General features: G+C 36.0%; 12 protein-coding genes. 11 read left to right on the top strand and 1 reads right to left on the bottom strand.

Annotation, left to right across the window (positions count from 1 at the left end):
• Positions 1–415 precede the first annotated feature (415 nt).
• Both WC460_03490 and WC460_03485 read left to right on the top strand, forming a co-directional pair.
• Positions 416–1,567: a hypothetical protein gene (locus WC460_03490; GenBank protein MFA5188400.1), complete on the top strand. Its 1,152-nt coding sequence runs from the start codon at positions 416–418 to the stop codon at positions 1,565–1,567.
• Between the two features lie 544 nt (positions 1,568–2,111).
• Positions 2,112–2,849: a hypothetical protein gene (locus WC460_03485; GenBank protein MFA5188399.1), complete on the top strand. Its 738-nt coding sequence runs from the start codon at positions 2,112–2,114 to the stop codon at positions 2,847–2,849.
• 74 nt (positions 2,850–2,923) lie between these two features.
• Here the strand turns inward: WC460_03485 and WC460_03480 are convergent, their stop codons facing one another.
• Positions 2,924–4,384 carry an ATP-binding cassette domain-containing protein gene (locus WC460_03480; GenBank protein ID MFA5188398.1) on the bottom strand — a complete coding sequence of 487 codons (1,461 nt, stop codon included), beginning with the start codon at positions 4,382–4,384 and terminating at the stop codon, positions 2,924–2,926.
• A gap of 173 nt (positions 4,385–4,557) precedes the next feature.
• Here WC460_03480 and WC460_03475 point away from each other — a divergent pair, with 173 nt between their 5' ends.
• The 9 genes from WC460_03475 (at position 4,558) to WC460_03435 (ending at position 14,359) form a co-directional block, all read left to right on the top strand.
• Complete coding sequence (locus WC460_03475; protein MFA5188397.1) at positions 4,558–5,757, top strand: hypothetical protein; 1,200 nt, start codon at positions 4,558–4,560, stop codon at positions 5,755–5,757.
• A gap of 109 nt (positions 5,758–5,866) precedes the next feature.
• The gene (locus WC460_03470; GenBank protein ID MFA5188396.1) at positions 5,867–6,379 is read left to right on the top strand and encodes a hypothetical protein; all 513 of its coding nucleotides are present in this window, start codon (positions 5,867–5,869) and stop codon (positions 6,377–6,379) included.
• A gap of 92 nt (positions 6,380–6,471) precedes the next feature.
• Entirely contained in the window at positions 6,472–9,012 is a 2,541-nt protein-coding gene (gene mgtA, locus WC460_03465; protein MFA5188395.1) for a magnesium-translocating P-type ATPase, read from the top strand.
• A gap of 23 nt (positions 9,013–9,035) precedes the next feature.
• Positions 9,036–10,019, top strand: coding sequence for a flavodoxin family protein (locus tag WC460_03460; protein ID MFA5188394.1), 984 nt, complete (start codon positions 9,036–9,038; stop codon positions 10,017–10,019).
• Positions 10,020–10,025: 6 nt separating this feature from the next.
• Positions 10,026–10,550 (top strand): hypothetical protein, encoded by a 525-nt coding sequence (locus tag WC460_03455; GenBank protein ID MFA5188393.1) that lies wholly within the window; start codon positions 10,026–10,028, stop codon positions 10,548–10,550.
• A 170-nt stretch (positions 10,551–10,720) separates the two neighbouring features.
• Positions 10,721–12,043 (top strand): ATP-grasp domain-containing protein, encoded by a 1,323-nt coding sequence (locus tag WC460_03450; protein ID MFA5188392.1) that lies wholly within the window; start codon positions 10,721–10,723, stop codon positions 12,041–12,043.
• Between the two features lie 90 nt (positions 12,044–12,133).
• Positions 12,134–12,736, top strand: coding sequence for a hypothetical protein (locus tag WC460_03445; protein MFA5188391.1), 603 nt, complete (start codon positions 12,134–12,136; stop codon positions 12,734–12,736).
• A complete protein-coding gene (locus WC460_03440) occupies positions 12,737–13,888 on the top strand; it encodes a putative glycoside hydrolase (GenBank protein ID MFA5188390.1) in 1,152 nt (383 codons plus the stop codon).
• Positions 13,889–14,188: 300 nt separating this feature from the next.
• A complete protein-coding gene (locus WC460_03435) occupies positions 14,189–14,359 on the top strand; it encodes a hypothetical protein (protein ID MFA5188389.1) in 171 nt (56 codons plus the stop codon).
• Positions 14,360–14,373 lie beyond the last annotated feature (14 nt).

Raw genomic sequence — 14,373 nt, 5'->3', positions numbered from 1 at the left:
GCCTGCCCTCCATAGCGAAGCGAAGGAGGGCGCTACCCCGGAATGTTTTAAATAAAAAAACAGAATTAGAAAATTCGGTTATTTACATAATAGCAATTATTTTTATTTTTTGCAAGCTTCAAAACAGGAAAACAATAAGTCGCAAATTGGGCGATTTTTTGTTTTGTTTGTTTTAGTACAAAATAACGGCGATGGGAATATACATACTATTCGCGTCCCAGCTCTGTCAAAATTACTATTTCATAAAACTTGTTTTTACTTAAAAAAAAACAAGGGTAGAATCCTGCCCGCGGAGTTTAGAAAAGAGCCTCAGTCTGGGTCTTTTTAGTATTGACATTCTATGATAAATAAAATAAGATACTTTTAATCAAGTCGAGTTGATTTGATTAAAAATCAAACCAAAGGAGGAAAGATCATGAAAAAGAGGAGTGTGTTTTATCTGGTCGCTATTCTTGCTCTACTGGTAGTGTCGGCTGTTGTGTTCTTTTTTAACAATCGAGTTGCTGTCCCGGATCATGTTTCTAGTAAAATTGACTTGGGCAAGGTGGGAGGAAGTCATCTAAATTCTAAAATTGATTTAGACGAGGAAATAGTACGTTTTCCAGGCCGTCCAGTTAATTGGAGCGGGGGAAGTCTTCCGCATCCAGAAGGGGGTGGTGGAGGAAGTTCTCCAGAGCCAAATCCGGGGTATTATCATGGAGAGTCAGGGGATAATGATGATAACGGCGGTCATAGTCATAATTCGGATTTACCAGAACCAGACGGAACTCCTGTATGGGGTCATCCTCATGTTGTTTGGACCGGTGACGGACATTTAAGGCCGGCCGATGGCTATTGCTGGAAAGATTTGAATGTTAACCAGCAGGTAGTGCCGCTTCCTCTGGGAACACCTTTCTCGGGTCATCCTAATGTTGTTTGGGACGGCAACGGACTTCTCAGGCCGGCTTATGGCTATAGGTGGGAAAATTGGAAGGATCCTATCGGAAGTAACTTTCTAGTAGTGCCGCTTACAACAAAAGAAAAAATACAAGAAATACTTCCAGGTGCGCTTCGCTCATCAAAGGACAAAAAAATAAGGGATTGGATTGTTAATAATGTAGACTGCCGATTCAGTGATAGAATCCAGGACTATGATCCGATGTCCACATTGCCTCAAATGATATCCCCGTGGGTGGGTAGTGGTCCTTATCTCATATTTACACAAAGTTTTTTAACGGAAACCAAAGCTACACGAGAGAACCTAATCGCGTTTGAATCAGGCAAACTTTTTTTCACAATCATGAAAGACAAACCCGTTAAAGACGGTAAAACCTTGGAGAGTTGGTTCAGAGATTTTGAAAGACTGCACAGTTCAATAATTGAGATCATGGAGAATGCCAAATCCAAAGATCAAAATGAAGATTTTCCCAAGATTGGCGACATTGAACTAGTATCAATGTTCGGGTATATATTCCGCGCACATGCGCTTCAACTAGATAAACCCAAGGACAAAAAGGCGCGGCGAGAATGGGATGAGGCCATTCATGAGTTTAAGAAACATGTTAATCCACTTTTGCGGAGTAGATAACAGAGAGTAAATTTTGACGAGTGATAAGGCGAAAAGGAGGTGCTTATGAATGTTCAAACGGCCTGACGAATCTCGCCTCGGTTAAGGACCAACCACCAAAACCTACTCTGACAGGCCAAAATAAATCAGAGCAAGGACCCGGCTTGTGGTGGACATATCCGTTGAGAAACAATGTCTTTCACGTGGGTTTCTGCCAGACGAGTCAGAATTCAAAGCGTGAGACTGATGAGGGGTTGTTTCTTTGGGAATTGCTGCTGTACCCCCAACGGATGTACAATCCAAGCATCCACGCAAGTGGAAAACAACAGGTGGTATAAAAATGCCACGGGCATTCCAACTGCCCCAGAGAAATGGATGAAACATTCCAAGTTGGCAAATTTAGAGCACATCAGAAATGGTGTGCTCTAATTAATATAGTATCAATTAAAATATACTTATTTAACCGCTTAAATATCTGTGCATAATTTTGCCTTATTATAAAGCCGGTTTTATCGTATAATGATAATGAAAGGTCGATCAATTTTAATAAGTTAATTTTAAAAATATGAAGAAATTTAAAATTACTACCTTAATTATTGCACTTTTTATAATAGTTACATTTCTTTGTCTGGCAATAATAGTTAAAGCAGAAGATCCAGGCAATGCGAAATCTAATGAATCTAATATTAATGCCGAAAAACGAGCTAATATAAATGAAAATCGTAATTTAAATGAATCAAATCAAAATCTTAATGAAAATCGTAATCTTAACGAATCAAATCGCAATGTCAATGAAAATGAGAATGATAATTTGAATGAAAATTCTAATCAAAACGCCAATGAAAATGTTAATGAGAACAAGGGCGAAAACAAAGGTGTCACTGGAGCTGAACATCGCAGCGCAGTTGCCACATTTGTGCAAAATCTTTTAAACGCGGCTAATAACGACAAAAGCGGAATTGGCGACCAGGTAAAGGCCATTGCCCAGGCGCAGAATGATACCAAGGAACAAGAGGCTCAGGCTATTGATAAAATTAATAGCAGGGGTAAAATTACCACATTTTTAATAGGTTCTGATTATAAAAATCTTGGCATGTTGCGCAGCCAAATGGTCACAACCCAAAATCAGATTAACCAATTAACCGCCTTATTAGCTAAAACAACTGATCCAGCAACTAAAGCCTCGCTTCAGGCTCAAATTCAAGTCTTGACCCAGGAACAGCAAAAGATTAATGATTTCATTAAAACCAATGAGAGCAAATTCAGCCTTTTCGGTTGGTTGGTGAAATTATTCAATAAATAAGCAGTCTGTTAAAAATTCTACAAAAAAATCGTCTATTTTCATAGGCGATTTTTTTGTTAAGATTTTAAATTTTGTTATAGTGATCCCAAATCAAGGGTTTGCGTAATATCTATCTGGTCAATAAATTCGTAAGCATGGCTGACCAGAAGTAAAGCGCCTTTATAATTATTTAAGGCTTCGGCTATTATCGGCAAGTGCCTGAAATTAATATGATTCGTTGGTTCATCCATAATTAAAAGTCCGGGTTTTTGCAAAACAAATCTGGCATAGCAAAGCAAGCCCTTTTGACCTTCTGAGAGTGAACCGACTTTATTTCTTAAAATTTCTGACGATAATAAAAATTGCGCCGCAGTCGCATAAATAGTCTGGTTAAATGGTATTTCCATCATTTCTTCCAAAGCCTGATAAGCAGTCTTATTAAAATCAAGTCCGGAAAAATCTTGTTGATAATAACCAACTTTGATATCTTTGGTGATTTGGGCGCCTTTTTCTTGTCCTTCAGCCAAAGCTTTTAATAAAGTGCTTTTACCAATACCATTTGGTCCCTTAATAAGTAGTTTTGTATTTTTTCTGATCTCAATAGGATTGGCAAGTGTTTTTTTAACTGGCTGATGATCAATCATTACGCCAATTGATTTTATTTTGGCAATAACTCCGGGAATATCTGTTTGAGCCGGGATTATAAAATTATTAATGGTTTTATCTTCTTGTCTTTCAGCAACCATTGTGTCTTCAGCTTCTGCAACTTGATCGCGCAACTTACTGGCCAATCTACGCATTTTTCCGCCCTTATTGGCAAAGAAATTAATTTTGTCTTTGCGATCTTGAATACTGCGTTTTAACTGCGCATTTTGGGCGCGTTCGCGTTCTATTTGGGCTTCAATTTCTAGCAGCACATCGTAATAATTACCCGTATATTGTGCTACTTTTTGGGTATGAGAATCAAGATAAAGTACGCCCTCAGTAAAAGTATTCAAGAAATTAGCATCATGCGAAATTACCAGGCATGTTTTAGGGTACTCCATTAAAAATTGGGTGAGGTGCTCGATACCTTCGGCATCTAAATTGTTTGTTGGTTCGTCAAGCAGTAAAATGTCTGGTTCTTGAATTAAAGCATAAGCCAAAAGCAGGCGCGCCTGCTGACCTCCGGAAAATTGGATAATTTTTCTATCAAGCGGCGCAGCCAAATGAACTATGTCTAAAACTTTTTTAATTTTCTTCGGCAGATCATAATTTTTTTTAGCAAATGCCTCGCTAAAATACTCTTCAATAGTTTTGGCTAAATTCTCTCTTTTCATTACTTGAGCGGCAATGGCAATAGTTGTCCCTGGAGTAACAGATACATTGCCTTCGCCAGGTTTTAATTCATTTATTATTAATTTAAAAATAGTGCTTTTGCCAGCGCCATTTTGACCCATGATGGTGATTTTGGCATTTTCGCGCACAGAAAAATTAACCCCTGCCAGAATGGGTTTATTTTTATCATAGTGAAAAAATACTTCATTGAAACGAATAATGACATTGCCTGGATTCATAACTACTAGATTAATATAAGATTATGTTATTCTATCAAATATTAATTAGCAGGTCAATTATTGGAGCGGATACTAATTTTACCCCTGAGCAAGAATAAAAAACTCATCAGGGTCTTTCTTTTTTTAAATTTGTATTTTGGTAGAATCTGGCTTAAACTATAATCAAGAATGATATGAAAAAAATAATTTTAATTATTATCATAATTTTAATTTTAGCCGTTCTAGGCTCATTTTTTATCTGGCAAAAAGTGGCGAATTTTTTTTCTTTGCCGCACACTAATAATTCACGAGCCGGCCAGCAAGAAAAGCAAATTCAAGCTATGATTGACGAACGCAGACTGCAAAGCCTAAATTCTGAGAAGACAGATCCTTTTGGCGCAGATGGGATAGTAAAAATACTTTTTATTGGTTTAGATAACCGCATTGGTGAAACAAATGGACATTGTGATGCCATTCAGCTGCTTGAAATTAATAAAATAAAGCAAAGGGTGACAATTACAGCAGTGCCGCGCGGTACTTATGCGCCGTTGCCGGGAAGCGGCCATCAACCGACTGATTATTACGTCTCAAAATCATGCGAAGTCGGAGGCTTGGATTATGGCGTTAAACAAATTGAAAAAATTCTGGGACAAAAGGCTGATTATCTGGTTTTTATCGGTTTTTCCCAGGCCATGGGCATTTTTAGGCAGCTTGATTTGCCGGCCGCTGAAACCATGCAGTGGCTGCGGCTGCGCCAGGGCTATGCCATTGGTGAACCGCAACGTGCAAGGAACCATTCTACTTTTATAAAACAAATGATGATTAAATTTACTCCGCAATTAAGTTCTAAGGTAAATTTGCCCTGGGGCTATGTGATTTTTAAACTATTGCATACCGATCTTACTTTTAATCAAACTCAAAAATTGGCAGAAGAAATGGTTAAAATTGATTTAGCCAGTCATCCTGAACGCGTTCAATTATTAATGCGCCCGGCTTATGACGTTAAAGATATTAGTTATAATCCTGAGAAATTGAATGAAAATATAAATTCACTGCTTAAGCCCATTGCCGGCATTATTCCCGAGGGCGCTTACACCGGGGAAACTAAAGAAGCAAGCCAGCAGGAATTGCTGGAAAAAATAAACAAGGGTATGGCAGACCCTGAATTTATTCGCTGGGCTTTTACTAATTATATATGGCTGCAAATTGAAGATGATAATGAGCGTGAACTGGCACATTATAATCTGGTTGCTAAATATATTTATTTACTAGAAGATCGGGCTGAAAAAGAAAAGGTGATTACTGATTATATTATTGAAATGGAAGACTTGTCCAAGGATAATTGGGCAAGCAAGGGCAAAGAATTCTTTAAAATTAATATTTCCGGCTCCTAGCTAAAATACAGATCATGGGAAGATAAAATATTTAAAATGTTGATAACTCCAGAGACAAAAGGCTCAATTTTTGCTACAATGTAAGTATTAATAAATAATTAAAAAATGTATGAATAAATTTTTAAAGCTATTTATTTTATTAATAATTTTTTCCTGTTTGGCGCTTAGCTCTACAGTTTTAGCGCAAACTCCGGCGCCAACAGAAGCAACTCCGATTTTAATCTCTGCCCCAGTGGCTTATCCTGCTTATTCTGCCGGTGAATTTAAAGTAACAATAGCTGACTTAACCAAGGCTGGTTTTACAGGCGTTAAAGCAGGCAAAGCCAGCGGTGACCTTTTTGCTTCTCCAACTGGTAATTTCCCAAATAATTATTTCCAGGTTAATGAAAAAATTTCAGGCGCCCAAGGCACTGCCTGGGGAAGTACTGCAAATTTAGTTGCAGTTTTTATGAGGAAAATGCCCACAGACTGGACCTACAATAATGGCGAAATGAAAATAATTGATCTTGAAGGCCGCAGCCAGGCTTCAATTTTGACTAAATCAAACAATCTGATTATTGTCACCGGACCAGAAGAAATTTTAGTTTCAAAATTGGCTGCAAACTTAGCCGCGCTTTATTAAATAATTAACCTTACTATATACTTAAAAAAACAGGGAAATGCTTTTGCCCTGTTTTTTATTTATGTCCAAAATTTGCTATAATTATTTAAGATATGTCCAATAATGATATTCTAAAATTTATTGACTTTGAGCCAGAACATGTTTATCGCGTCTTAAAAACTGAGCCGCGTGGCTTAAATACCCAAGAAGTCAAAAGGCGCCAAATTTTATATGGCAAAAATGAAATGGTCGGCCAAAAAAGCAGGCCAGCCTGGAAAATTTTTATATCTCAGTTTAAAAATCCGCTGATTATAATTCTTTTGATTGCGACTTTAATTTCCGGATTTTTAGGCGAATATATTTCAGCCATTATTATTTTTGTGATGGTTTTTATGTCTGCGATTTTAGCCTTTATCCAGGAATATCGTTCAGAAAAGATTATTGAGACATTAAAAAATAAAGTTTCTTTACGAACAACAGTTATAAGAGAAGGAAAGATAAAACAAATTAATGCTACGGAATTGGTATTAGGCGATGTGGTTTTATTACAAGTAACTTCAATTGTGCCTGCAGATTTACGTTTGGTTGAAACCCATGATCTGGCGATAAATCAAGCTGTTTTAAGCGGAGAATCTTTTCCGGTTGAAAAAAACGCTGATACTCTTAAAGTATGTTTACAGCCATTAGAAGCTGCCAATTTAGTTTTTGCCGGCAGTCATATTGTTCAAGGCACTGGTAAAGGTGTTGTAGTCGCCATTGGTCAAAACACTTTTTTGGGACAAACAGCAAACCTTATGACTGAGATTGAGCCTCAATCAGAATTTCAAAAAGGCATTGCTGATTTTGGTTATTTTTTATTTAGAATAATAATCTTTTTTTCATTTATTGTTTTTCTAATTCTGGCAATTTTTAAAGGCAACTGGCTGGAAGCGCTTCTTTTTTCATTAGCCATTGCTGTAGGTATTTCACCCGAATTATTACCCATAATTATAACGATTAATCTTTCGCGCGGTGCCCGTAAAATGGCGGAAAAACAAGTAATTGTTAAACGTTTAATGGCTATTGAAAATTTAGGCAATGCTGATGTGCTCTGCACTGATAAAACAGGCACGTTAACTGAAGGTAAAATTGAACTGAAAAATTATTTTGATTTTGCTGATAAAAAAAATGAGGAAATTTTACTTTTAGGCAGTTTGTGCAATTCTTATGCCTTAGAAAAAAATCTTGCTTCCAACCCTTTAGATAAAGCCATCTATGATTATAGCCAGAAATATTTAAGCCATAAAAACGGCTATAAGATAATTGATAATCTGCCCTTTGATTTTTATCGCCGGCGCATGAGTGTGATTTTGGCTAAAAATAACAAGCGTGAATTGATTTGCAAGGGTGCAATAGAAGAAATGCTTAAAATCTGCGATACAATTTTACTAAATAATAAAATAGAAAATTTAAGCAAGCATTTAAGCGTAATAAAAAATAAAATTTCCAAATTGGAAGACGACGGATTTCGTCTGATTTTAATTGCAAAAAAAGAAATCCCTGCTAAAGAAAAATATTCCATTAAAGATGAGCAAAATTTAATTTTGCTGGGCGCTTTGGTTTTTATTGATCCGCCTAAAAAAAGCGCAGCAGAGTCAATCCGCATTTTTAATGATTTAGGCGTGAGTGTGAAAATTCTGACAGGGGATAATGATCTGGCTGCTAAACGACTTTGCCAAGAGATTGGCCTTAATCTGACAACAATTGTTTTGGGTGAAAAAATTGATAAAATGAGTGATGAACAATTACAAAAAATAGTGGCTGCTACTGACATTTTTGCCAAAGTAACGCCTGAACATAAATTAAGAATTGTGAAGGCTTTAAAAAGTGCCAAACATAATGTGGCTTTTTTAGGCGATGGCGTGAATGATGCGCCTGCTTTGCGCGCTGCTGACGTTGGTATTTCAGTTGATACAGCAGTTGATGTGGCCAAAGAAGCGGCTGATGTTATCTTACTCAAAAAAAGCTTAAGAATTTTAACTGAAGGCATAAAGGAAGGCCGCAAAACATTTGGCAATACTTTAAAATATATTCTTTGCACGATTAGTTCAAATTATGGCAATATGTTTACTGTGGTTGGCGCCTCACTATTTTTGCCTTTTATTCCCATGCTGCCAGCTCAAATAATTTTATTGAATTTTTTCAGTGATATGCCAATGCTAGCTATCGCTACTGATGAAGTTGATGAGGAATATTTAAAAAAACCCAAACAATGGGATATTAAAAAAATCAGGCAAGCCATGAATTATTTTGGCTTATTGTCTTCGGTCATGGATTATGTTACCTTTGGATTTTTAATTTTTGTAATCAATGCCTCTATCCCGGTTTTTCAGGCTGGCTGGTTTTGGCAGTCGTATTTAACTGAAGTTTTATTAATTTTTGTGATCCGCACGAAAAAGTGGTTCTGGCAAAGCAAACCCAGCAAAATGTTATTTTACGCGTCACTGATTACAACCATATTGGTTATCCTAATTTTATTTACCAATATCCGTTATTATTTTAATTTTGGGCTCTTGCAATATTGGCAAGCAGGTATAATTATAATTTTTGCCTTAATCTATTTCTTAATAGTTGAATTTGTTAAAAAATTTATTTATAAAAAATTTGAGATTTAAACTTTAAAAATAATTTTATAATTATGCCAGTCTGCCAAAAAGATAAAAAGATTTTTTATCTTGATGAAAAACTCTGCCCTTATTGCGGGGAAAAATTAATTGAGCCAAGCCTGACTGATAATTTTTTGAAATCATTTTTAGAAATTGACGATAAAATTCTTAAACGCTTTAAAGACATCCGCGCCAAAACAATTATTGAGGCAAAAAAATTAAATCAGCATCCAAAATTTATTAAAGCAATTGGGATCACGGGCTCAATGCGTTTTATTAATGATAAGGCCAAAGAAAATAGCAGTTCGGAATTTTTAGTCAGTAAGGCTTTAGCTGAATTAAAAACTTTAGGCGTAAAAACCGAACTTTTGCCTTTGCGCAAATTTAATATCCAGCCTTGCCGGGCCTGTTATTCCACAACAAATACTCAGTGCCATTTTTATTGTTCTTGCTATCCCAAAGGAACCAAAGCAGGTGATGATATGAGTAATATTTTGTATGATAAAGTTTTGGGCGCCGACATTATTCTTTTTGGCACACCAGTTAATAATTTTAAAATCTCCACTTTAATGGCGGCCTTTATTGACCGCTGTATTAGTTTGGATGGCAGTTTGGCACCTGCTGATCCAAAAAATCCCAAGAATAGGGAATTGAATATTAAGCATACTAAGTTTGTTGAATTAATGGCTGAGCCGAAAATTCCTGGCAGCGGATATTTAAAGCGTTTTATTGGCAAAGCAGCTGGAATTTTTGTCACAGGCCATGAAGAAGGCGCTAGTATGCTAATTTCCCAATTATTCATGACTTTTAACAATTATGGCATGGCTTTCCCATCTTGGAGCCACATGTATGCCATGTCATCTGTTCTTTTAGACACGGCCGAAGATAAGCCGATTGTAACTTCTCCGGCTTATATTGAAGAGGCCAAACAAATTGCCAGAAATACTTTAACTCTGGCCAAATTGCTCAGGAAGGAAAAAACAACTGCCTGGCTTTATGATAATTCTGCTGATTAAACGATTATGCTGATATTTAATATTTTTATCTTTGTATTATTCTTGATTATTCTTTCTTTTGGCTTGGCAGCAATATCTTTTGCGCCCTGGGTGCCTACCAGGAAAAAAGATCTGCCCAGAATACTTAAACTAGCCGAGTTAAAGCCTGGTGAGAAATTTTATGAACTTGGCTGCGGCAATGGCAGGGTAAGCATTTATATCCAGAAAAATTCTTCAGCTCAGATAATTGGCTTGGAAAGAGTTTTGCCTCTTTATTTAATTTGTAAATTTCGTCAATTTTTTATAAAAAATAAAAATCTAATTTTTAGACGGAAAAATTTATTTAAAGAAAATTTATCAGATGCTGACGTTGTATATTTTTTTGGTGTACCTGCGACTATTGCCAATAAATTGAAACAAAAATTAGCCAGAGAATTAAAGCCCGGCGCTAAAATTATTTCATATGCGTTTCTCGTTGAAGGCTGGCAGCCGATTGTAATTGATAAGCCCAGGCCAAATGATATTTCTATTTATGTATATCAAATTAATTAAGGCCGTTAATGGTTATAAATGGATTGACAAAAATTTATTGATTTGCTTAAAATCAAATGCTATAATTTCAGTGTTTGCAAGAAAATATGAGATTTTTTAACCATAAAACAAATATAGCTGGAGAGAAGAAAAATTACTTCTCTTTTTAAGTTTTTTATTAAACAAATTTTATGCCTAACGGCTTGTCTCGCTCAAAACCAAGCAATGGTAAAATTAAAAGCGAAAAAGATATAATCTTATTTATCGGCACTGTTTCAAGCGCTATTCTTGAAAGTGTAAAACAATTAGAAAAAGAGCTAGGCCAAAAATTCAGGCCTTTTTTGCTGACCAGCCTTAAGCGTAAAATCCAGCCCAAAATCCAGGGTTTATTAAGCCAGATTGTGCGTTGCCAAATTGACGAAATTGAGTTGATAGAAAAAGCCTTGGTAGATTATCACAACCAGATTGCCATTACTATTTGTAAATATGAAGCTCCCATGCCTTTATATGCCAGGGTCGTAGAATTATTCCCATATTTGAAAAATCCGTCGTCGCGTTCAATTTTGATTGCTAATGATAAATTGGAAATGCGCAAAGCTTTCAAAAGATATTATCCGCAGATTACACCTAAATTTATCCGAGTAAAAAAATACACAGAGGTAACCATAAAAAAAATTATTGAGCGAGTCGGTTTTCCCTGTGTTATAAAGCCGACTAATTTATCCAAAAGCAAACTGGTTATTAATTGCTATTATAAAGAAGAACTGGAAAAAAATTTAAAAGATGCTTTTCGTAAAATAAATACGCTTTATAAAAAAGATTTTGCTGAAACAGAGCCTAAGATAATTGTTGAGGAATTAATGGAGGGCCAGATGTATTCTATTGATGCCTATGTTAATTCTTATGGCAGAATTTATAATACTCCGATCATTGAAATTAAAACCGGGAAAGACGCAGGTTATGATGATTTATTCATGTACACTCAAATTACACCTTCTGTTTTAGTGAAAGAAGAAGAGCTTAAAGCACAAGATGTCGTGGCTAAAGCCATTCATGCAGTTGGCTTGCGTTCCTGCACTGTCCATTGTGAATTAATGAAAACGCCCAAAGGCTGGAAAGTGATAGAATTAGCCTGCAGAACAGGCGGGTTTCGGGAAGAACTTCTTTATTACTCATTTGGCTTATGCCACAATTTAAATGATTTATTAATCCATTTAGGCAAAAAACCTGTTTTAAAAAAGACCAAGAATCTACAGACAGTTTTTATGAAATTCTGGCCGCATAAATCCGGCAAAATAGTTGCCATTAAGGGTTTGAAAAAAGCCCAAGAATTAAAATCTTTAGTCAAATTTAGGCAGGAAAAAAGAGTGGGGGATTATGCTGGATTGTCAAAACACGGCCACACATTTGTAGTTGGCTTTACTTTAAATGCCAAAACCAGAAGTGAACTTTTGGCTGATATTCGCAAATTAGAAAAATGGATTATTATAAAAACTGTAAAAAGGGAGCAGTAAAGGCCTTGTTAAAACAAGGCTTTTTAAAAAGGGAGTTGAAAAAATCGTATTTTTTGCTAAACTATAAGCACATATTAAATTAAAAATTTTATGAAAAAATTCTATAAATATTTTATTATTGGCGTTGTAATTCTTTTTATAAGTATAATCGGAATTATGGGCCTGTTAACCTTGGGTAAAAATAGTGAAACCAAGCAAATTAATAATGCCAAAAAGCAAGCAGCTAATTATCAAAATTATAAATTTGCTTCAGCTGAGTTTAATAAGCTTAAAAGGAGTGAAAGTAACGACATCTACTATTATGGGGCGGATGGCAAGAGATACATTTTCCCGACCATTGAGACCTATAAATCATGGTTTGCGCAAATCAGCGTGGCGGATATCATGGAGTATGACTTAAATAAGCTTTATGAAACGCCTTTGGGCGGCAATGTTACTTTGCGGCCAGGCAGTTTAATGCAAACACCAACTGATCCAAATATTTATTTAGTGGTAAGTAATGGCCAAATAAGCGCGATTAATGATAAGGCGCTGTTAACTGAAGTTTACGGAGCTGATTGGCAAAAAAAAGTCATTAATTTGGAAAATTTTTATTTCACAAATTATAAAGTTATTAAGCCAATTAATACAGTTTTTGAATTCCCAACTATACCAGCGCAAATAACAATTGATGAAGATAAAGGATTAAAATAAATGCGAAAATTATTTTTAATTTTAGTAAATGTTATTTTAGTTGCTACCATTGGCGCAGCTATCTTTTATTTTTTTACTAGTCGATCAGAAATTTTTGCCCAAAATACAAGCAACCAAATTAATAAAACTTTAAATGTGCAAATTACTGAAAAAGTTAAAGAAATAAAAAGAGCCAAACCAGCTGCCAAAGAAATTAAAGGCCTTTATTTGACTTCTAACAGTGCGGGGTCATCTGCCAAAATTGATAATATTATTAGTTTTATGAAAGGCAGCGCATTAAATGCAGTGGTTATAGACATAAAAGATTATTCCGGAGTAATTGCTTATGATAGCCAAATTGATTTGGTCAACCAATTGCAAACAGATCGTAATTTAATCAAAGATGTGCCTGGTTTAATAAAAAAACTGCATGATAATAATATCTATGTCATTGCCAGGCAGACTGTTTTTCAAGATCCTGCTTTAACTAATAAAAAGCCAACTTGGGCTGTTCAGAATAGCAGTACTGGCGGCGTCTGGCACGATTATAAAGGTTTGGCCTGGGCTGATCCGACTAATCAGGAGGTTTGGAAATATAATTTAGATATTGCCAAAGAAGCGATCTCTCTCGGATTTGACGAAGTGAATTTTGATTATATCCGTTTTCCATCTGACGGTCCAATGGCGCAGATGAAATTTGCCGGCTTTGGCGGCAAGCCAAAGGCTTATGTGATGAAAGAATTTTTTAAGTATTTGTATGAAAATTTAAAAACCGAACCGGCCTATATTTCCGCTGATTTATTTGGCTTTACTACTGAAAGAACAGATGATATGAATATTGGCCAGCAAATAGAAGATGCGGCGCTTTATTTTGATTATGTTTGCCCTATGGTTTATCCTTCTCATTATCCCAGCGGATATTTGAATATAAAAAATCCAGCTGCTGAGCCCTATAAAGTTGTAAACTATGCTTTAACCAAAGGTGAAGAAAGCCTTATAGTAGTGGAAAACGTGCGCGCTAAAATCAGACCTTGGTTGCAAGATTTTAATATGGGAGCAATATATACGCCGGCTATGGTTGATTTACAAATCAAAGCCGCCTCGCAAGCTGGTACTTATGGCTATTTACTTTGGAATGCAAGGAATGTCTATACTTATGCGCCTAAAAATTAGCGAAAACGCCCCCTTGTCATTCAGAACGGAGTGAAGAATCCTTGATTTCAAGGATCCCACGATTCGCTCTGGATGACGTGAGGACAAAGGTGCGTTTTCGCTTTTTAAATTGCTAAACCATTGACCCAGCTCTTCGCGAAGTGCTGGGTTGACAATTTTTTCAAAATGCGCTATACTGCTTTAACAAAGTACATTTATATTACATTTTAAAACCTCCTCGGTAGCCGAAAGAAAAAAAGAAGTAGTTTTCTAAACGGCAACCATTAACAAGGCAAAAAATGCCTGAAAGGGGGTTTCTTAATGTCAGATATTAAAAACCTAACTGCTGAACAAATTCGTGAATTATTGTTTAAGCCTCTTTCTAAAGAGGACGCGGAGAGACTACGCGAAGCTGATAAAGCTGATAGCTGGCTTTTGGCACGTAATCTTTTTGACATGGATCGCGAGGAAACCGAATCGGAACCTGATTAAGTTCGGGCAAAAAT

It is taken from the genome of Patescibacteria group bacterium, assembly GCA_041651155.1.
GTDB lineage: Bacteria > Patescibacteriota > Patescibacteriia > CAIXNZ01 > CAIXNZ01 > JAPLYF01.
This window is presented reverse-complemented; position numbering and strand designations above follow the sequence as displayed.

Bases quoted from the DNA above. Each gene is read 5' to 3' on its own strand.
- WC460_03490 (MFA5188400.1), top strand. From the start codon at position 416: ATGAAAAAGAGGAGTGTGTTTTATCTGGTCGCTATTCTTGCTCTACTG.
- WC460_03485 (MFA5188399.1), top strand. From the start codon at position 2,112: ATGAAGAAATTTAAAATTACTACCTTAATTATTGCACTTTTTATAATA.
- WC460_03480 (MFA5188398.1), bottom strand. From the start codon at position 4,384: ATGAATCCAGGCAATGTCATTATTCGTTTCAATGAAGTATTTTTTCAC.
- WC460_03475 (MFA5188397.1), top strand. From the start codon at position 4,558: ATGAAAAAAATAATTTTAATTATTATCATAATTTTAATTTTAGCCGTT.
- WC460_03470 (MFA5188396.1), top strand. From the start codon at position 5,867: ATGAATAAATTTTTAAAGCTATTTATTTTATTAATAATTTTTTCCTGT.
- mgtA (MFA5188395.1), top strand. From the start codon at position 6,472: ATGTCCAATAATGATATTCTAAAATTTATTGACTTTGAGCCAGAACAT.
- WC460_03460 (MFA5188394.1), top strand. From the start codon at position 9,036: ATGCCAGTCTGCCAAAAAGATAAAAAGATTTTTTATCTTGATGAAAAA.
- WC460_03455 (MFA5188393.1), top strand. From the start codon at position 10,026: ATGCTGATATTTAATATTTTTATCTTTGTATTATTCTTGATTATTCTT.
- WC460_03450 (MFA5188392.1), top strand. From the start codon at position 10,721: ATGCCTAACGGCTTGTCTCGCTCAAAACCAAGCAATGGTAAAATTAAA.
- WC460_03445 (MFA5188391.1), top strand. From the start codon at position 12,134: ATGAAAAAATTCTATAAATATTTTATTATTGGCGTTGTAATTCTTTTT.
- WC460_03440 (MFA5188390.1), top strand. From the start codon at position 12,737: ATGCGAAAATTATTTTTAATTTTAGTAAATGTTATTTTAGTTGCTACC.
- WC460_03435 (MFA5188389.1), top strand. From the start codon at position 14,189: ATGTCAGATATTAAAAACCTAACTGCTGAACAAATTCGTGAATTATTG.